Origin of the sequence: Centipeda felix (assembly GCF_900186465.1) — a bacterium.
In the GTDB taxonomy this organism is placed as follows: Bacteria; Bacillota; Negativicutes; order Selenomonadales; family Selenomonadaceae; genus Centipeda; species Centipeda felix.
The window spans coordinates 708,283-729,076 of the sequence record NZ_LT891959.1; the positions used below are offsets into that span (position 1 = coordinate 708,283).

Sequence of the window (20,794 nt, forward strand, 5' to 3'; positions counted from 1 at the left end):
TATGACGAACCGCCGAAGACCATCCATACGCAAAAAGCGCAGGAAGTCACTTTCCTGCGCTTTCTAGTCCAACGGATGAAAGGAGACACGGATATCCACTCAGCACCGGCATCTTAGTACATCTCTTTGCCCGCACTTCGGCGGAAATCTAGTGCAGAGCATCATTCCGCATTCGGTTTTCCTCCCTGTCGGCCGAAACATTTACACCAATCTGAAGGACTGTTTTATCTGTACTCCCTAAAACGAGGGAGGAATGTTTTTCGTCTTTTACCGTATAAAATATCCCACGCCCGATTCAAAGATCATCTGATTCATCTCGCCGGGGACATTCATGCTGATATTTTTCCCGATGCGCTCGGCGTGTGCCATGCGCCCGTAAATGCGTCCGTCGGGACTCGTAATGCCCTCGATGGCGTTGACCGATCCATTCGGATTATACGGCTGATCGAGCGTCGGCTCACCCTTCTCGTTCACGTACTGTGTGGCGATCTGACCACGCACACGCAGTGCTGCCACCGTATGTCCATCCGCATAGAAGCGCCCCTCTCCATGGGACACCGCCAATGTATGCGTATCACCGACATTGACCCCCGAGAGCCACGGCGAGAGATTCGACGCGACGCGCACGCGCACGGTCTGCGAAACATGCCGCCCGATGTTGTTGTACGTCAGAGTCGGCGTATTCTCGTCGAGATCCGTGATCTCGCCGTAGGGCAAAAGGCCGAGCTTCAGGAGTGCCTGAAAGCCGTTGCATATCCCGAGGATCAAACCATCGTGATCGTGCAGGAGTCGATGCACCGCCTCGGCAATCTGCGGAGCGCGGAACATCGCCGCGATGAACTTGCCCGTCCCGTCAGGCTCATCGCCGCCGCTGAAGCCGCCCGGCAGCATGAGGATCTGCGCGCGCTTGATCGTCTCCGCCATCACCGTCACGGTCTCCTCGACCGCCTGTGGCGTAAGGTTGCGCACGACCATGATCTCAGGTTTTGCGCCGACGCGCTCCCATGCGCGCGCCGAATCGTACTCGCAGTTCGTCCCCGGAAACACGGGGATGCAGACACGCGGTTTTGCAATCTTGAGCGAGCTGCTCTTGTGCTTCCCCTTCGTATAGGGAGCAAAGGTCGGGCGATCGATCTGGCGATGCGTGTGCGACACCGTCGTCGGGAAGATCTTTTCGAGCGGCTCGGTGTACGCCGTCTTGACATCGGCGAGCACAATGGTGTCGAGATCCGTGATGATGCTCGGCACGTCGCGCGTAACGCCGATCTCGACTGCCCCCATGCCCGCAAGGTTCGCATTGAGGTCGAACGAAGATGCCACCTCGAGCAGGATCGTTCCATAGAGCGGCTTAAAGAGATCATCCTGCGGAATATAGGTCGTAAACTTAAAGCCGAGGTTGTTGCCGAGACACATCTTCGAGAGTGCCGCCGCAACGCCGCCGCGGCCGACGCTCTGCGCGGAGAACACCTTCTGCCCGTGGATCAGCTCATGCACCTTCGCAAAGTTCTTGCGCAGACGCTCAAAGATAGGAAGATCCTGCATATCACGCGGAACAGGAATCATGATAACACGGTTGCCGGGGTATTTGAACTCCGGCGAGAGCACCTCATCTGCAGGCACTGTCGCCACCGCAAAGGCCACGAGCGTCGGCGGAACATTCAGCTGCTCGAACGTGCCGGACATCGAGTCCTTGCCGCCGATGGCAGGAATCCCGAGCTCATGCTGGGCACGCAGCGCGCCGAGGAGCGCCGCAAAGGGCTTGCCCCACTTATTTGGGTCCGTGCCGAGCCGCTCAAAGTACTCCTGCAGCGTCAGCCGCACCCGATCCGCTCTGCCGCCGACGGCGACAATCTTCGCCACGGCCTCGATGACGGCATACGCCGCGCCATGGAATGGGCTCCACGTTGAGAGATCAGGATCAAAGCCAAACGCCATCGCCGACGCCGTATTCGTTTCACCGTAACGCACGGGGATTTTTGCAACCATCGCCTCCGACGGCGTGAGCTGGTACTTTCCACCGAACGGCATGAGCACGGAGGCTGCGCCCACCGTCCCGTCGAACCGCTCACCGAGCCCCTTCTGACTGCACACATTGAGGTCACGCAGATTCGCAAGCCACATGGCCTCAAGCGAGCGTCCTGCCTTGCGCACGAGCGGCGGAACCTGCTGCAGATACGGCGCCTGCTCGTTCGGGGCTGCCACAGCAACGCGGACGTGCTGGCGCACGCCGTTCGTCGCGAGGAAGCTGCGCGCGATGCGCACGATGTCCTTGCCGCGCCACTGCATCACGAGACGCGGTTCCTTCGTCACTACGGCGACGCGCGTCGCCTCGAGGTTCTCCGCATCTGCGTGCCGCAGGAACGCAGGCACATCCTGCGGAGCGAGCACGACTGCCATGCGCTCCTGCGACTCGGAGATCGCGAGCTCCGTACCGTCCAGCCCTTCATATTTCTTCGGAACAGCATCGAGGTCAATCGTCAGCCCATCCGCAAGCTCACCGATGGCCACGGCGACACCGCCTGCTCCGAAGTCGTTGCACCGCTTGATCAGGCAGCTGACCTCAGGATTGCGGAACAGCCGCTGCAGCTTGCGCTCCGTCGGCGGGTTGCCCTTCTGCACCTCGGCGCCCGAGGTCGTCAGCGACTGCTCCGTATGCTGCTTCGATGAGCCGGTCGCACCGCCGATGCCGTCACGTCCCGTGCGTCCGCCGAGCAGGATAATGACATCGCCGGGCACGGGGCGCTCACGCACGACCTGTGCAGCAGGCGCAGCCCCGATCACTGCGCCGATCTCCATGCGCTTGGCGAGATAGCCCTTGTGGTAAATCTCGCGCACCTGTCCCGTCGCAAGGCCGATCTGGTTGCCGTAGGAGCTATAGCCCTCGGCAGCACCAAGCGTAATCTTCTTCTGCGGGAGCTTTCCGGGCAGCGTCTCCTCTATCGGCGTGCGCGGGTCGGCTGCTCCGGTCACGCGCATCGCCTGATAGACATAGGAACGCCCCGAGAGTGGATCGCGGATCGCACCGCCAAGGCAGGTCGCCGCACCGCCGAACGGCTCGATCTCCGTCGGGTGATTGTGTGTCTCATTCTTGAACATGAGGAGCCAGTCCTCATTTTTCCCGTTTACATCCACGGTAATATGGATGCTGCACGCGTTGATCTCCTCTGACACATCGAGATCGTCCAGCTTACCCTCCGCGCGCAGTGCCTTCATCCCGATCACGGCAAGATCCATCAGCGTCATATCGCGCTTTTTATCCGTGTAGAGTGCCTTGCGGTCGTCCGTGTACTTCTGATACGTCTCCATGATTGGCAATGAGAAAGAGCCGTTCTCGATGGTTACTGCATCAATCGCCGTGGTAAACGTCGTATGACGGCAGTGATCCGACCAATACGTATCGATGACGCGCAGCTCCGTGATCGTCGGTGCGCGGCGTTCCGTACTGCGGAAGTACTCCTGCACAAAAGCGAGATCCTCCTCGCTCATGGCAAAGCCGTGGGCAGCGTGAAAACGTGCCAGTTCTTCGCGCGAAAGTGTGTTGAACTGCGTCAGCACCTCCACATCCCCCGGCATCGCAGGCTGCACCTCGAGCGTCGCCGGCGTGGCGAGCGACGCCTCGCGGCTCTCCACGCGGTTGATGAGATATGCCTTGATCTTTTCAACGATGAGATCGCTGATCCTGCCGATGAGCACAATAACGCGCGCCGTGCGCACCGTGGGACGCTCCCCCTGCGTCACGAGCTGCACGCACTCCGCAGCCGCCGCAGCCGTCGGGTCGAACTGCCCCGGCAGCGGCTCGATGGCAAAGATCTTCGCATCGGCGAAAAAGGGCAGTGCATCCTCATAGACGGTGTCAACCGGTGGATCGGCAAAGACGATGTCGCGAACCTGCTCGAACTCCTCGTCGCTCAGTCCCTCCACATCGTAGCGCGTAATCATGCGTACCGCGCGCAGGTCGGTCAGACGGAACGTCTCCACAAGATCACTGCAAAGGCGTTGTGCCGGAACGTCAAAAAAGCCCTGACGCTTTTCGACGAAGATTCGCTTGACGGCCATAAGAATCTCCCTTCTTCCATGTGGTCTACACTTCTATTCTAACGAAATTCTGCACATTTTGCAATGACGGATTCATGCGGCAGCAAGAAAATGGGCACTGCACGAAGTTTTTTGCTTCATGCAGTGCCCCAATGTCGTCAAGCTGTCTTATTCCACGGCTTTCAGCACGTAGAGACGCGAGTCGAAATCCGTCGTCAGCCCATTCTCGGGATGCGGCTCGCCCGTTGTCCCATCCGTCGTAATCAGCCCGTAGTGCATCAGCTCGTCACCGTAGCAGCGCGCGCCGCTGCGGCTGTCCTCATAGAGGGTGTCCGGCAGCAGTCCCGCAAGGCGCACGCGCGCAAAGCGGTCATTCACGCGGTTCAGCGTGCGGTACCAGCCGACAATCGCCGTCTTTTGATCGCCGCTCACGCACATCCACGCCATAACATTGTGCTCGAAGGGGCTCTGCAGGCGGTAGAATGTACCAAACTGGAAGATCTCACGATATTCTTTCATAAAGGCGATCTCGTCCTTGACCTCGGCGATCTCCTCTGCACTGAGTTTGCCTAGATCAAGCTCGTAGCCGAACGTACCGAAATACGCCGTGTTCGCACGCGTGTGCAGCGGCGTCACGCGGTTCACCTGATGGTTCGGCACGACCGAGACGTGACTGCCCATGCTGCTCAGCGGATAGCACATCGACGTACCGTACTGGATCTTCTGCCGCTCGACGGCATCCGAGTTGTCGCTCGTCCATGCCTGCGGCGCGTAGTAGAGCATCCCGGGGTCGAAGCGGTTGCCGCCCGACGCACAGGACTCGAAGAGCACGTGCGGAAACGCCGTCGTCAGCCGCTCATAGAGATCGTACAATCCGAGAATATAGCGGTGGAACACCTCGCCCTGCCGTGCGGCAGGAAGCGCGTGTGACCAGCACTCCGTAATGCTGCGGTTCATATCCCACTTTACGTAGGAGACCTTGCCGCTTGAGAGGATCGCCGCCATCTGCTCATAGATATTATCGACGACATCCTGACGGGAGAAATCGAGCACGCACTGCGAGCGTCCGAGTGATTTTCTCCGCCCCGGGACGGAGAGCACCCAGTCGGGATGTGCGCGGTAGAGATCAGAGTCCTCATTGACCATCTCAAGCTCGACCCAAATGCCAAACTTCATGCCGCGCGCCTCGATCTTCTCCGCGAGCCCGTCAATCCCGTTCGGCAGACGGTCGCGGTTGACCGTCCAGTCACCGAGCCCCGCATGATCCGACGTGCGCGCACCGAACCAGCCGTCATCGAGCACGAAGAGCTCCACGCCGCACTTCGCCGCCACATCCGCAATCGCGAGCAGCTTCTCCTCCGTAAAGTCGAAGTAGGTCGCCTCCCAGTTATTGATGAGGATGGGGCGTCCCTTATCGCGCCATGTCCCGCGTGCCACCCGCCGCTGGTAGAGGCGGTGATACGTGCGGCTCATGCCGTTCAGCCCCTCGTCCGACCAGACGAGCACCGCCTCCGGCGTCTGGAATGTCTCGCCCGTGGCGAGGATCCAGTCAAAATCCGTGCTGTGAATGCCCGCCTGCAGACGCGTCACGCCGTGGTTGTCCACCTCGGCAAGCATCTCGAAGTTGCCGCTGTAGACGAGGCTCACGGCGAGCACCTCGCCCTGCATCTCCGTCGTCTCGGGGCGCACGAGAGCGACGAAGGGATTGTACTGCCCCGAGGAGTGTCCGCGGCGGCTGCCAATCGCCGTGATGCCCGTGGCGAGCGCGCGCCGCTCCACGTGGCGCTCACGCGCCCACGCCCCTGTCAGCTCCAGCCACTCATAGTCCGTATCGGGCAGGTCAATCGAGAGACTCATCACCTTCTGCAGGTGCAGCATCTCCATACCCGCATTGTGGCAGCGCATACTGCGCGCAATCGCGTTCCCCTCGGCAAAGATCGTGTAGAGGAGCTCCACACACAGCCCCGTCGGCACATCCTCCAGTGTGATGATGAGCGTCTTTGCCTCACTTGGCGACTCCACATAGGTGGCGGGCAGCCCCGCGAGCTTCGGCTTGCCGTCCTCCACGCGCCAGTCCTTGAACTGCAGATCGAGAATGCGGCTGCCGTTCTCCTGCAGCACATTCAGCGCAGGACGGCGAAAATCCGACGAGCCGTAGGTCGGCAGCTCCTGTCGGATCGCATCGAGCGAGTAGTCGCGGCTGTCCGCAAAGACACACGCCGACATCCCGCGATGCGCACGCTCAAAGAGATGCTCAAAGCCCTCGCGGTCGCGGAGTGCCGCACCGAAGTAAAGGCTCCCGAGCCCGCCGTGCGGCAGTACCATGAAGATATAGCTGATCGAATCATTGAAGAGATGAAAGACTCTGCCCTGCTCATGATAGATGATATTCATGTATATCCCCCCTTCGGTTGTGTGATGAAAACGCTATGCAAGGCGGGCGAATCTCTGCAGTCCCGTATCTTCCTCCACGTGAAACCCCGTCGTCTCACGCTCCACCACGGTGTTTGCGCGTACGATATTCTCCGCCGTCCCTTCCTCGATCCGCTTCCGCATGAGGCGTGCCGCCTCCCGCCCAAGATCGCCCATGTGCTGGTCGATGGTCGTGAGCTGCGGCGCCGTGTACTTGCTGAGCACCGTGTTGTCATAGCCGATCACCGAGATGTCCTGCGGAACGCGCCGTCCCATACGCTGACAGGCGTTGACCGCTCCCATCGCCATGAGGTCGTTGCAGCAAAAAATCGCTGTTGGTGCAAAATCAAGCATCTGATCCATGAGGATGAACATGGTGTTCTCGACCGTCTCAATGCGATTGCCGTCGCCGATGCTGACGATATCCTCCGCATGGAACATCCCCCGCTCCTGCATAACGGCACGGTAGACGTCCTCCTTCACACGATAGGAATCGCTGTTCTCGCCTCGGACAAAGAGAATGCGCTCGTGCCCGTAGCGAAATAGATGTTCGAGTGCCGCACGGGCGCCGCCGCGCTGATCGCTCGTCACATGCGATATGCCCGGAATTTCCCGCGCGCTGTTGATAAAGACCATGGGAAGCCGCGCCGCCGTCGTCTCGTAGAACTCCGTCGCTGCCGTCTCCGTGTTCGGGCTGACGACGATCACCCCTGAGACATTGCGCGTGATGAAGTCCCGCACGCACGCCTCCTCGCGCCGAGGATCGTTCTGTGCGCAGGCGAGCAGCAGCGAGTAGGAACTCTGCCGCAGATGCTCCTCCACCCCGTCCAGCACCTCGGCAAAGAATATATTGTCAAAGCCCGGTACGACGACGCCGATGCTCGAGGAACGCTGCGTGTTCAGCTCGCGTGCCTGCAGATTCGGTACATACTCCAGTTTCTTGATGGCGTTCTCCACCTTGAACCGCGTCTTTTCACGCACGGGATAGTTCCCGTTCACGACGCGCGAAACCGTCGCGACAGACACGCCCGACTCCTTCGCCACATCAACGATCGTCGCCTTCATTCTCTCTTCCCCCTGTATCATTGTCATGCGATACTCCTAAGCAAACCCTAGTGAAGCAAACGGGGGAAGTACACGTTCTGCCCCCTGCGGATTTCTTTCGTTCAAGCGAAGCACGTTTAAGAAGTCCGCAGGTATTTAGGCAGATAAGTGTACGACCGTTTGCGTAACGAGGTGTTTGCGAGGAGTACGCAGACATCTACACGCCCGCTATGCTTTCAATCCAGCGGTCGAACGCCGCCATTCCTGCCGCGTCACGCTTGAACACACCTGCGTGCGTGAGCACCTCCAGGAACACCTTTCCAATCTCGTCGCGCAGAATCCCATCGACATTTCCCTCCGTGACCGTCGTATGCGCCGCACGTACCGAGCGATACCAGTCCGCATGCTTTTCGATGTCCGCGATTCCCGCGATGTCCGCCGCTCCCCGCAGCAGCTCCGCACGGATCTGCTCCATCTCCGATTTGAGACGCGCGGGCAGGATCGCCAGCCCCAGCACTTCGATCAGGCCGATGTTCTCCTTCTTGATGTGGTGCACCTCCGCGTGCGGGTGAAAGAGCCCGAGCGGATGCTCTGCCGTCGTCCGATTGTTGCGGAACACGAGATCGAACTCAAAGTCCTCGCCGCGCCGCCGCGCAATCGGGGTAATCGTATTGTGCGGCGTGCCGTCCGTCTCCGCGAGAATCTCCACCGACGCATCGCTGTAGACGCGCCATGCCGCGAGAATCTTCTCCGCGAGGTCGATGAGCGCATCCGCATCCGGTGAGGTGAGCCGCAGGGTCGACATCGGCCACTTGACGCGTCCCGCACGCACCGTCAGATAGTTCTTGAACGCGTACTCCTGCTCCGTTGCCGCACGCTCCATCGCGAACGTATAGCGTCCGCCCTGATAGTGATCGTGCGAGAGAATCGAGCCGCCCACAATCGGCAGATCGGCATTTGAGCCGGCAAAGTAATGCGGGAACAGCCGTAAGAAACACGCCAGATTCTCAAATGTATGGCGTGAAATCTGCATCGGCACATGATCGCCGTTCAGGATGATGCAGTGCTCGTTGTAGTAGGTATAGGGCGAGTACTGGAGAAACCACGGTGCTCCGCACAGATCGAGCGGGATGAGACGGTGCGTCTCGCGCGCGGGATGGTTCGCCCGTCCTGCATAGCCCTCGTTCTCACGGCAGAGCAGACATTTCGGATAGGAGGACGCCTTCGCGAGTTTCGCCTTTGCGATGTCGCGCGGATCCTTCTCGGGCTTCGAGAGGTTGATCGTCACATCGAGATCACCGTACTCCGTCGCCGTCTTCCACGCGATGTTCCGATCAATGCGCGTCTTGCGGATGTAGTTCGATGCAATGCTCAGACGGTAGTACCAGTCCGTTGCCTCCTGCGGCGATGCCGCATAATGCGCGCGGAACTCCCGCACGACCTCCGAGGGACGCGGCATCACACAGTCCATGATGCGCGTATCGAACAGGTCGCGCTCGTTCACCGTATTTTCGATCAAGCCGCGTGCCGCCGCATCGTCAAGCATCTCCTCGAGCACGGGCGTCGCCGTCTCGAGCGTCTCATCGACGACGCGCGGCACATACTCCTCCACGCCGAGCACGTCGATCAGGCGGTTCGCGGCGTACACCTCATCGTCAGGGGCGATCAGCCCCTTTTGCCGCGCAAAATGCAGGAGGCGGCTGATGCTGCGCTGTATGTCACTCATGACAGTCCTCCCTCAGTCCCCATAGCCGTTCGGATGCTTCTCGTGCCACGTCCACGCCGTGCCGATGACCTGCTCCACGTCCGTAAACTGCGGATTCCAGCCGAGCACCGTGCGTGCCTTCTCGCTCGACGCGATGAGCTGTGCCGGATCGCCCGCGCGGCGTGCACCGATCTCCACCTTGATCGAGCGTCCCGTCGCCTTCTGCGCGGCGGCGATCATCTCCTTGACCGAGAATCCCTGCCCGTTGCCGAGGTTGAAGATATTGCTCTCGCCGCCCTGCCGCAGATAGTCCAGCGCACGCACATGTGCATCCGCAAGATCGACCACGTGGATGTAGTCACGCAGACACGTTCCGTCGGGCGTCGGATAGTCCTCGCCAAAGACCGTGATATGGTCGCGCTTTCCGAGCGGCACCTGCAGGATGAGCGGGATGAGATGCGTCTCCGTCGCGTGATCCTCACCGATCGAGCCGTCGGGGAGCGCCCCCGCCGCATTGAAGTAGCGCAGGGAGACATAGCGCACACCGTTCGCACGGCTGACCCACTTCATCATCTTCTCCATCGTGAGCTTTGTCTCTCCGTACGGATTCGTCGGGTGCGTCTCGTCGTCCTCGTGAATGGGAACGCGCTTCGGCTCGCCGTAGACGGCCGCCGTCGAGGAAAAGACAATCTTGTCGATGCCATGGCGCACCATCGCCTCGAGGAGCACCTGCATCCCGTAGACATTGTTGTTGAAATAGAGCAGGGGCTTTTCGACACTCTCCCCCACGAGGGAGTTCGCCGCAAAGTGGATGACTGCCTCGATCTTGTTCTCCGTGAAAATCTTATCGAGCACCGCCGCATCGCGAATATCTCCCTCATAGAACGTGGCCGCAGGGTTCAGCGCCCCACGGTGCCCCGTCTGGAGATTGTCCACGATCACGACCTGCTCGCCCTTTTCCACCAGTGCATGAACGGCATGAGAGCCGATGTATCCTGCGCCGCCGCAGACCAAAATAGCCATGTATATCCTTCTCCTTTCTTATGAGAGACGGCGTGCGCCGTCCGCAATATTTGCCACGTAGAAGCTCGGCGCATAGCCGATCTTTGCCGTATAGGCATCGCCCACATTCTTCTCAAATGCGGGAATCGCCGCGTCGCGCACGATGCTGACCGTACATCCTGCAAATCCGCCGCCCGTCATACGCGAGCCGAGGACGCCGTTCTGCTGCCATGCGAGCTCCGCGAGTGTATCGAGCTCAGGCCCCGTCACCTCGTAGTCGTCACGCAGGGAGACGTGGGACGCATTCATCAGTTCACCGAAACGCTTCACATCGTTCGCCTCGAGTGCCTTCACCGCCTCCAGCGTGCGGTTGTTCTCGTAGACAGCATGGCGTGCGCGCCGACGCTCGACGGGATCGGGGATTGCCGATGCAATGGCATCGAACTCCGCATTCGTCAGCTCGCCGAGAGCCTTGATCGGCTTTACTTTTTGCAGTGCCTTCAGTGCCGACTCGCACTGGGCGCGCCGCTCATTATACGCCGAGGTGACGAGGCTGTGCGTCTTGTTCGTATTCGTGATGACGATGCTGCAGCCGTCGAGTGCCAGCTTGCTGTACCGATAGGAAAGCGTATTGCAGTCGAGGAGGATCGCACAGTCCTTTTTTCCCATGCCGACGGCGAACTGATCCATGATGCCGCAGTTCATGCCGACGAATTCATTCTCTGCCTTCTGCGAGAACTTCACTAGTTCCACCATATCAATGCCGAGGTTCAGCTCATCGTTCAGGATGACCGCCATCAGCACCTCGATGGAGGCCGAGGAGGAAAGGCCCGCGCCGTTCGGCAGCGTACCATAGAGGACAATGTCAAAGCCGTGCGCCGCCCGATGCCCCGCATCCTCCATCACGCGCACAACGCCGATGGGATAGTTCGCCCAGCCGTAGGCATCGCTCTTCACCGCGCCGTGCATGGGGAACTGCACCACGCCCTGCTCCGGCAGATTCATCGAGTAGAGCCGCGAGATGCCGTCCGTGCGCGGTGCGACGAGCGCATACGTCCCGAGGGAGATCGCACAGGGGAAGACGTGCCCGCCGTTGTAGTCCGTGTGCTCACCGATGAGATTCACGCGTCCCGGCGAGAAATATGCGTGCGTCTGTGCCGCACCAAATTTCTCCCGAAAGACTTCCTGCATTTCGTCCAATATCTTCATATCAGCGCCCTCCATTTATTATCATTTCGCCAAAGGTCGTTAGATTCCCTGCATCGTAAAGCGCAGATGCCGCGCCGCATTCGGATGCGTATACTCCGTGAGGACCGGAGCGCCCCAGCTGTCGTCGCCGCCGACGCCGCACATCCCCGCCGATGCACGCAGGTAGGTGTGCGCGCTGCGCGGCAGGTCGTATGCGTGACGCGCATTCTCAAGCTCGTGCGGGCCATAGGGCAGCGCCGACGCCTCCATGGGCTCTGCCCCCGTGAGGCGCAGCCCGTGTCCGCTGCGATCGCGCAGTTCGATCCAGCGCACACCGCAATGATTGCCCGTTTCCTGTGGGCGCAGATACGGCTCGACCTCCTCTGCCGCCGTGCTCTCGTAGATGCCGAGACGCGCACCGCGATGGCGGTCGGCGTAGTTCTCCTTCGGGCCATAGCCGTAGTAGCGGATGCGGTCATAGTCCGCCGCGAGCGTAAAGAGCATCGCAAAGTCCGGCAGCGCGGGCATCCCGTCCGTCGGTTCGTAGTCCAGTGCGACATCCACCGCGCCCGCAGCGTCCACCGTATACGTGACCGTGCAATGGGCGGCGGGCTGTGCCGCGAGTGCATAGGTAAAGCGCACGGTGACGCGCGCTGCACGCCGCTCGCCTGTTCCCGCCTTGCCGAAATAGCCGTCAATGACGGTGAGCGGCGCATCGTCCGTGCTCCACGCGATCTGCGTGCAGCGGCGGTAGAGACTCGCGAGCTTCCACTGTGCGGTATCCGCCGGCGCATGACAGCCGTAGTCGTTATCCGTCGGCGCACGCCAGAAACTCGGCTGCGGCAGTTCCTCGATCAGCTCGCGCCCGCCATAGCGGTAGGAGACGAGATTTCCCTGCGCACTCGAGAACATGAGGGAAAAGCCTGCCCCCTGCACGCCGAGGTTGATGTCGCTCACGACGATGCGCAGATCTCCGCAGGCGCCAAGCGGCACGCAGTATGGTGCGGCATCACAGCTCTCGAGAACATCCAAGAGGCGCGTTGCCGCTCCTTCGGGCGGTACGACGACCGCCTGTCCAAAGGCAATCTCATAGCCGACAGGGGCCCACAGCTCCTCATGCCTCAGGCAGAGCGACGCCGTCAGCACATACTCCCCTGCGCCGAGATACGGCATCTTGGAGAATGCCATATCAATGAACTTCGTCTCTCCGGGCGCCACGGAATGTCCCAGCTGCCGCGTCTCCCAGACCTTTCGCCCGTCGAGGAGGAGCGTCATCCGCAGCTCATAGTCATCCGCATCGGAGAAGAGGCTCTTGTTCTCGATCTCAACCCCGTTCCATGCAGGGCGCAGGGTGAAGTCCTGATAGTTATACTTCACCTCCTGCAGCTTCGCCGTCGCTCGGCGGTCGGCAAAGAAAATGCCGTTGCCGCTGAAATTGTAGTCCGACGGACGGTCGCCAAAGTCGCCGCCGTAGAGGAATACCTCCTCCCCATCGCGTCCGCGCCGACGGATCGCCTGATCGCCGAAGTCCCAGATAAAGCCGCCCTGATAGAGCGGCTCGCGCTCTGCCAGCTCCGTGTACTTGTGCATGCCGCCGCAGCTGTTGCCCATCGCATGCGTGTACTCACACGCGATAAAAGGCTTGTCCCGATGCTTCTTCAGAAAGGCCTCGATGTCCGCCGCCTTCGTATACATCTGGCTCTCCATATCGCTCGACATCGGATAGCTGCGATCCCAGAAAATCCCCTCGTAGTGCACGAGTCGCGTGGGGTCAGCACGGCGGAAGTACGCGCTCATCTCGTAGATATTGCGCCCGCCGCAGGACTCGTTGCCGCACGACCAGATCAGGATGCACGGATGGTTCTTGTCGCGCTCGTACATCGACTGTGCACGGTCGAGCACGGCGGGCAGCCACTCCTCATGATCGCCCGGCAGACTGTTCGCATCCTTTTCACACGCGCCGTTCCTCATCCACGAGCCATGCGTCTCGAGATTCGTCTCGTCGATCACATAGAAACCGTAAAGATCCGCGAGCTCATAGAGGCGGCTGCTGTTCGGGTAATGTGACGTGCGGATCGCGTTGACATTGGCACGCTTCAGCGCGATGAGATCCTGCTCAAAGAGCGCAGGATCCATCGCCCGCCCATGGTCGCAGTCGAACTCGTGACGGTTGACGCCCTTGAACACAATGCGCTTCCCGTTGATCTGCATCAGTCCGTCGCGCAGGCAGAACGCACGGAAGCCAACGCGTATGCGTACGACCTCCTGCAGCGTCCCCGCCGCGTCGCGCACGCGAATCAGAAGATGATAGAGGAAAGGATACTCTGCGCTCCACAGGTGCACACAGAAGGGCTCTCCCGAAATCGTATGCGTCTTTGCGAAGATGCACGCCTCATCCTCCCATATACAGTCCCCATCCTCGTCGCAGAGCAGGATCTCGACGTTCTTCTCTGCCGCATCACCGAACGTGAGGTGCACATCAAGCTGTCCGTCCGTGTATCCGTCCCGTTCCATCGGCATTGCACGGACAGCGACATCCTCGATGTGGTGCTGCGGCTTTGTATAGAGCGTGACATCACGGTAGATCCCCGAGAACCGCCAGAAGTCCTGATCCTCCAGCCAGCTCGCGCTCGCGTAGCGGAACACCATCGCCGCCAGCTTATTTTCGCCTGACACGAGATACGGCGTCAGATCGAAGTCCGACGGCGTGCAGCTGTCCTCGCTGTAGCCGACAAAATGCCCGTTGAGATAAAGGGCGAGTGCCGCATCGACACCGGCAAAGGAGATGAACACATTGTCCCAGCCCTCGGGTACGGCGAAGTACTTCACATAGCAGCCGACGGGGTTCTCCCGCGTCGGAATCTCCCCCGGCACGATGCTCTCGTGCCCGTCCCACGGATACGTCGTATTCGTATAGTGTGGGACGCCATGCCCCTCCATCTGGATGTGCGCGGGCACATGGATCGTCTCCCAGTCATGGCAGTCGTAGTCCGCCGCCGTAAAATCCTGCGGGATGGCGTCGATGTTCCGTGCATAGGCGAACTGCCAAACACCGCCAAGCGTGCGTTCAAAGGACGATATGCCGCGCGCGAGCTCTGTCTCATCGCGGTAAAAACGATGATCGCTGTGTGCAGGCAGACGATTCTCCGCGAAATAACGCGGGTCGCTCAGTTTGCTGAAATCAAAGCCCATCAGAAACCTCCATTTGGCAAAGAAAGCGGCCGCAAACGACCGCTTCCCATCCTATTACTGATTCATCTCATGCCACTTGTCTTCGAGCTCCTCGACAATGCGTGCGTGCTCCGCCTCCGTCAGCGTCACCTTTGCGCGGTAGATGACCGTACCGATCAGGATGAGTGCAAAGGGAGCCGCAAACATCACGAGTTTGAAGTTGAAAAGGTTCTCCGGCGTAATCGTCGCCGCCGTCGCGCCGCTCGTCATGCCGACCCAGATCGCCGTGATGCCGATGAGGCCGCCCGTGACGGCACCCGCGAGTTTATCCACCAACGGACGCACGCAGAGGACAAGTGCCTCGTCACGATGTCCGAGTTTCAGCTGGCCGTATTCCACCGTATCTGTGATTGTCATGAGCACGACGAGGAAGATCAGCGGCTGCGGGAGGGCGAAGAGGCCGGCCGCAAAGAGCGTCATGATGACGCTCGTCCCCGCAAGCGCATAGAGGATGATGCCGACCAGCATCACCGAAACCGAGCCGAAGAAAAGCCGCCGACGGCTGAACTTCATCGTGAGCGTCGGGAAGAGTGCCACGGCGAGCAGCCCGATGATGACATTGATCACGCCGAGGAACGAGAACTGCTTCGCGTCGCCGAGCACATAGATGAAATAGTAGAGGTTGAAATTGTTGATGATATTCTGCCCAAGAACGAAAACAAGATACGCAATCGCGATCCAGAGCAGCTGATCGTTCTTGATAAGCACGGAGAACACGTCCTTGAACGACGTCTCCGTCTTGTTCTCACGCAGGGCGGAGGTCTCCTCCTTTGTCCCGAGGCCGAGGATCACCGCGCCGAGCGTTGCAATGCCGCCGCCGATCACGGCAAAGGCGAACCAGCCCGTCCCGTCGCCTGCACCGCCGTTTTCATTCAGCGAGAAGTAGAGGACGACGGGCATGACAATCGCCGTAATCATCTGCGCGCCGAACACCGAGCCGATACGTGCATACGTCGCCGTGATCTCGCGCTCATGCGAGTCGAACGAGAGCGCGGGGATCATCGACCAGATCGCAACATCCTTTGCCGAGTAGAACACGTCCATGATGAGATAAATGAGGGCAAAGAGCACGAGATAGAGCATCGGGTTCGACACCGTCAGGCCGCCCATGTCCGTGAAGAGAATCGCAAGCGAGATCGCCGCGACGAACGCGCCGACGAGCACCCACGGCTTGAACTTGCCCCAGCGCGTCTTGGTCTTATCAATCGTATTGCCGATAAATGGATCGATGAACAGCTCGGCGATACGCAGAACAAGGATGATCGTCGTCACAATGCCGATCATATAGGCATCGTGCTCATGGTTGTCGGAGTGGAACAGATTGCTCGTGACGAAAATCATGAAGTACGTCGCCAGCATCATGTAGAACACATCGTGCCCGAACGTACCGCAGGCATAGGCGATGCGTGACCAGAACTTGCTCTTCGGAGATGCCATAAGAGTTCCTCCTTACCCCTTTACCGCATGCATATAGGCGATGATGCCGTCCGCAATCTGCGCGAGCGGTGCACGCCCCGTCTTAACCACGAGATCGTAGTTCGCGCCGTCGCCCCACTTGCGCCCCGTGTAGTAGTCGTAATAGCGCGCGCGCTTCTCGTTCTCGCGGTTCAGCTCCTTCAGCGACTTCCCCTCGTAGATCGTCCGTCCGCGCTCCTCACGGAACTCATCATCTGCGCAGACGAAGATCGAAAAAACATCGTCGCGCTTGCGCAGTGCATAGTCCGCACAGCGGCCGAGGAAAATGCACGGGCCGTCATCTGCGAGCTTGCGCACGACATTCGACTCGGCCATGAACATCCCTTGGCTCGACTCCCCCATCGCCATGCCAAAGGAATGAAACGGAATGAATCGCGACGAGAGCGGTTTCACCGTATTCTCGAGCTCCAAGAGATCCTTCTCGTGCAGATCGTTGATCCCGAGCTTTGCCGCCGCCATGTGCACGATCTGACGATCGTAGAGATGCACGCCGAGTTTCTCCGCGAGAATCTCAGCGAGCTCACGGCCGCCGCAGCCATACTGACGGCCGACCGTGATGATGTACTTTTTCTCCTCCATGCAATTCCCTCCTTCAAATGGATGCAGCATCGTTATGCGCGCGATGTCGCTCCTTCCAAATCCGTTATAGTAAACGTTTACATTTACGGTTTTTATTATACGATATGTTTTTCAAAAATGCAAACATTTTCTTTTTTAAAATCACGAAAAAATAATTTTGTTTCTCCACAAAAATAACGCACGAGAATCGCGTTCCCGTGCGCTGCTTGTGTGATGCTGTCTTTGTCTATTACCCGACTGCTGTCTCAAGGGCAATCTTGATCATATCGTTGAACGTCGTCTGCCGTTCCTCCGCCGTGCATTTCTCGCCCGTCAGCAGATGATCGCTCACGGTAAAGAGTGCGAGTGCCTGCCGCCCGTACTTTGCCGCAAGGGTGTAAAGTGCCGCCGCCTCCATCTCCACAGCGAGCACACCATAGGCGCGGAGTTTGTTGTTGTCGATCTCCTCATCGTAGAAGCGGTCAACGGAGATCACATTGCCGACACGCACGGGGAGATTCATGCGCTTTGCATTCTCCACGGCGGCAGAGAGAAGTTCGTAGTCCGCGAGCGGCGCATAGTTGATCGAACTGCCGAAGATGCTGCGGATCATGCCCGAGTCCGTCGTCGCGCCCTGTGCGATGAACACGTCGCGCAGCTTTACCTTCTCATGCATTCCGCCGCATGTGCCGACGCGGATGAGCTTCTGCACGCCGTAGCAGTCCATCAGCTCATTCACATAGATCGAGATCGACGGCATCCCCATTCCTGTCCCCTGCACGGAGACGGGTACGCCATGATATGTCCCCGTATACCCGAGGATATTACGGATGGACGTGTACTCCTTCGCCCCATCGAGAAAATGTTCCGCGATGTACTTCGCACGCAGCGGATCACCCGGCAGCAGGATGCGCTCCGCGACCTCTCCCTTTTCGGCAGCAATATGCAGTGAACTCATTGTCGTTCTCCTTCCTTAGTCCTCATCATCTGTGGCAAGCTCTGCCTCCTCCTTGATCCTTGGATCAACACGCGCATGCAGATTCGCCGATTTTGCGAGCATATACCATCCTCCTCCTGCTAGGCTTTCATTATATGATGATGTCAGGGCAAACGCAATAAAGGAAGCACTGATAAATTCAGCACCGTCATCTTAGCGCATCTTTTTTGCCCGCTCAATGCCTGCAAATCCTCCACATAGCTTTGGCTATGCGTCCGGTTTGCCTCCTCAATCGGACGAAAAAATCTACGCCAATCTGACGGACTTCATTTTATCAGCGATTCCTAAATGGAATGCAAAAAGTCTCGAACACCACAGGAATCGGTGTCCGAGACTCTTACATACACTCAGCGAATGTGCATCCGCTGTGCCTGCTCGCGCAGACGCGCGATGCGTTCCGCCGTCGCAGGATGCGTCGAGAACAGGCTCTTGAACGAGAAGTCATGTCCCGAGAATGGATTGATGATGCACATGTGTGCCGTCTCCGGCGTCGCCTCCGGGAGAGGCGCGCCGTGCACGGCATAGTACTCGATCTTTTCGAGTGCCGCTGCGAGGTAGTTCGGGTTGCCGCAGATCTCTGCGCCGCCCTCATCCGCGCTGTACTCACGCGAACGCGAAATCGCCATCTGGATGAGAGCTGCTGCGATCGGCGCGATAATCGCCGTTGCGATCATTCCGATGATGCCGCCGCGGTCGTCGTCGCTCGAGCGTCCCGCGCCGAAGATCGCCGCAAACTGGGCGATGTTCGCCGCGTAGGAGATCACGGTCGCCATCGTCGCGGCGATGGTCGAGATGAGGATGTCGCGATGCTTGACGTGTGCCAGCTCATGCCCGAGCACGCCCGAGATCTCGTTGTAGTCGAGGACGCGCATCAACCCCGTCGTAACGGCGACAGCCGCATGGGACGGATTGCGCCCCGTCGCAAATGCGTTCGGCGCGTCCTCGTTGATGATGCAGACGCGCGGCATCGGAAGCCCCGCGTTCCCCGCGAGCTTCTCGACCAGGCCGTAGAGCTCCGGTGCATCCGTACGGTCAATCTCCCGTGCATTGTACATGCGGAGCACCATGCTGTCGGAGAACCAGTACGAGAAGAAGTTCATCCCTATCGCAATGATGAGCATGATGGTCATGCCTGTATGTCCGCCGAATACGCCGCCAAGGGCGACCATCAGCGCCATCAGGAGCGCCATGAGCATTGTTGTTTTCAGTGTGTTCATAGCTTCATTTCTCCTTTATCTGTCAAATCTTTGTCCTTTTGACTATATCATACAGGGCATTTATGGAAAAAGCCTGAAATCTTCGCAGGGAATCGCTGATAAAGGATATGTCAACGCGCTCGTGCTGAATTTATCCGTGCTTCCCTTAAATTGCCTCGAAATTGACCAGTTTCGCATCAAAGATGCCCTCGACAGCGAGCACGCGCGCGAGCACATCATCGGAGATGTCGTGATCGATGGTGAGTACCATGATGTTCATGCCCTTGCGATCGGACTTTCCCACCTGCATAGAGGAGATGTTGATGCCTGCCGCGCCCATGATCGAGCCAATCGTGCCGATGACACCGGGGCGGTTGATGTGCGGGCAGATGAGAATGCGTGCGTGCGGGTCAACGTCGACACGGAAGCGGTTGATGCGAACGATGCGCCCCTCCTCGCCGAAGAGCGCGCCCTGCACCTCGGAAGTGCCGCCTGATGCCGTCACGCGCACGGTGATGAGCGTCGAGTAGTGCGACGTCTCCTTCTCGCGAATTTCAGAGACCTTGATGCCGCGCGACTTCGCCACACTCGGTGCGTTGACGTAGTTGATCTCGCTCTCGAGGATGGGGTTGAGCATCCCCTTGAGAATGGCCGTCGTGAGGAAGCTCGTATTGACCTCAGTGATCTCACCGTTGTAGACGACCTCGACCTGCGAGATGGGTCCCTCGGCGAGAGAGCACGCTGTACACCCGAGCTGTTCGGCGAGCGCGATGTAGGGGCGGATCACACGCATGACTTCCTTTGAGACAGGTGCCATGTTGACCGCCGCGAGCACCGGCTCACCGCGCAGTGCGGCACGGATGCCCTTTGCCACATCCACTGAGACGCCGATCTGTGCCTCTACCGTGGACGCGCCGAGGTGCGGCGTGAGGACGATGCCAGGCACATTGCGCAGGGGGCTGTCCTCCGCGAGCGGCTCGCTCTCAAAGACGTCGATCGCCGCCCCCGCGACGATTCCCTCGCGCACGGCCTCGGCGAGATCGTGCTCGTTGATGATGCCGCCGCGCGCGCAGTTCACGAGGCGGACGCCCTGCTTCATCCGCCGCATCTGCGCCATGGAGATCATGCCGCGCGTCTCCTTCGTGAGCGGCATGTGCACCGTGATGAAGTCCGCCTGCTCGATGATGTCATCGAGCGTCCCGACGGTCACGCCGAGTGCCTTTGCCCGCTCCTCGTTGATGTAGGGATCATAGGCGATCACATTCATGTCAAAGGCGAGGGCGCGCTTTGCGACGCCGCCGCCGATGCGCCCCATGCCGATGACACCGAGTGTCTTGCCGCGCAGCTCAACGCCGACGTATGCCTTGCGGTTCCACTGCCCCGCGTGCATGGTCGCATCCGCTGTCGGGATGTTGCGCGCCATGGCGAGCATCATCGCGACTGTATGCTCCGTCGCGGCAATCGTATTGCCGCCCGGCGAGTTAATGACGATGATGCCGCGCTCCGTCGCCGCCTTTACGTCAATGTTGTCCACACCGACGCCCGCGCGCCCGATGATCTTTAGTTTCCCCGCGCGTTCCAGGACGTCCGCCGTCACCTTCGACGCCGAGCGTACCATCAGCGCATCATAGTCTCCGATCACATCCAGCAGTTCCTCATGCGAGATCTTATCACGCACATCGACCTCATAGTCCGTCAAGAGACCGATACCCTCAGGCGAAATCCCGTCCGCAGCCAAAATCTTCATCCGTATGCCCTCCCACGTCCTATCATACACAGTAACGTCCCTATTATAGACAAAAGAAGAAAACAGGTCAAATCTTTCCGACAGACAACCGTACTCTCTCACATATACATATCGTATTATTCTGAGAAAAATTATCAAAGAGTATGGAATATTTTTATTTCTCGTTGACAATGTTCGACGCGTGACGATATACTAATTTTCAT

Annotated in this window: 12 protein-coding genes; all 12 read right to left on the reverse strand. The window is 59.3% G+C overall.

Annotated features, from left to right (window positions below):
* Nucleotides 1-267: 267 nt before the first annotated feature.
* The 12 genes from C1713_RS10745 to serA all read right to left on the reverse strand — a co-directional run bounded on the left by C1713_RS10745 (nucleotide 268) and on the right by serA (nucleotide 20,591).
* Nucleotides 268-4,056, reverse strand: a complete 3,789-nt coding sequence (locus C1713_RS10745) for a phosphoribosylformylglycinamidine synthase (protein ID WP_102493899.1) — start codon at nucleotides 4,054-4,056, stop codon at nucleotides 268-270.
* 147 nt (nucleotides 4,057-4,203) lie between these two features.
* Nucleotides 4,204-6,429, reverse strand: coding sequence for an alpha-galactosidase (locus C1713_RS10750; protein ID WP_102493900.1), 2,226 nt, complete (start codon nucleotides 6,427-6,429; stop codon nucleotides 4,204-4,206).
* 33 nt (nucleotides 6,430-6,462) lie between these two features.
* Complete coding sequence (locus C1713_RS10755; RefSeq protein WP_102493901.1) at nucleotides 6,463-7,512, reverse strand: LacI family DNA-binding transcriptional regulator; 1,050 nt, start codon at nucleotides 7,510-7,512, stop codon at nucleotides 6,463-6,465.
* A gap of 196 nt (nucleotides 7,513-7,708) precedes the next feature.
* Entirely contained in the window at nucleotides 7,709-9,217 is a 1,509-nt protein-coding gene (locus tag C1713_RS10760) for a UDP-glucose--hexose-1-phosphate uridylyltransferase (protein ID WP_102493902.1), read from the reverse strand.
* Nucleotides 9,218-9,229: 12 nt separating this feature from the next.
* Entirely contained in the window at nucleotides 9,230-10,219 is a 990-nt protein-coding gene (gene galE / locus C1713_RS10765; protein WP_006689981.1) for a UDP-glucose 4-epimerase GalE, read from the reverse strand.
* A gap of 18 nt (nucleotides 10,220-10,237) precedes the next feature.
* Complete coding sequence (locus C1713_RS10770; protein ID WP_050342927.1) at nucleotides 10,238-11,407, reverse strand: galactokinase; 1,170 nt, start codon at nucleotides 11,405-11,407, stop codon at nucleotides 10,238-10,240.
* Between the two features lie 39 nt (nucleotides 11,408-11,446).
* The gene (gene lacZ, locus C1713_RS10775) at nucleotides 11,447-14,578 is read right to left on the reverse strand and encodes a beta-galactosidase, LacZ type (RefSeq protein WP_102493903.1); all 3,132 of its coding nucleotides are present in this window, start codon (nucleotides 14,576-14,578) and stop codon (nucleotides 11,447-11,449) included.
* A 54-nt stretch (nucleotides 14,579-14,632) separates the two neighbouring features.
* Nucleotides 14,633-16,054 (reverse strand): glycoside-pentoside-hexuronide (GPH):cation symporter, encoded by a 1,422-nt coding sequence (locus C1713_RS10780; RefSeq protein WP_102493904.1) that lies wholly within the window; start codon nucleotides 16,052-16,054, stop codon nucleotides 14,633-14,635.
* 12 nt (nucleotides 16,055-16,066) lie between these two features.
* Entirely contained in the window at nucleotides 16,067-16,672 is a 606-nt protein-coding gene (locus C1713_RS10785; protein ID WP_102493905.1) for a cytidylate kinase-like family protein, read from the reverse strand.
* Between the two features lie 229 nt (nucleotides 16,673-16,901).
* A complete protein-coding gene (deoD, locus tag C1713_RS10790; protein WP_102493906.1) occupies nucleotides 16,902-17,609 on the reverse strand; it encodes a purine-nucleoside phosphorylase in 708 nt (235 codons plus the stop codon).
* 386 nt (nucleotides 17,610-17,995) lie between these two features.
* A complete protein-coding gene (htpX, locus tag C1713_RS10800; protein WP_102493908.1) occupies nucleotides 17,996-18,865 on the reverse strand; it encodes a zinc metalloprotease HtpX in 870 nt (289 codons plus the stop codon).
* A 145-nt stretch (nucleotides 18,866-19,010) separates the two neighbouring features.
* The gene (gene serA / locus C1713_RS10805) at nucleotides 19,011-20,591 is read right to left on the reverse strand and encodes a phosphoglycerate dehydrogenase (RefSeq protein ID WP_050342913.1); all 1,581 of its coding nucleotides are present in this window, start codon (nucleotides 20,589-20,591) and stop codon (nucleotides 19,011-19,013) included.
* Between the last annotated feature and the right edge of the window lie 203 nt (nucleotides 20,592-20,794).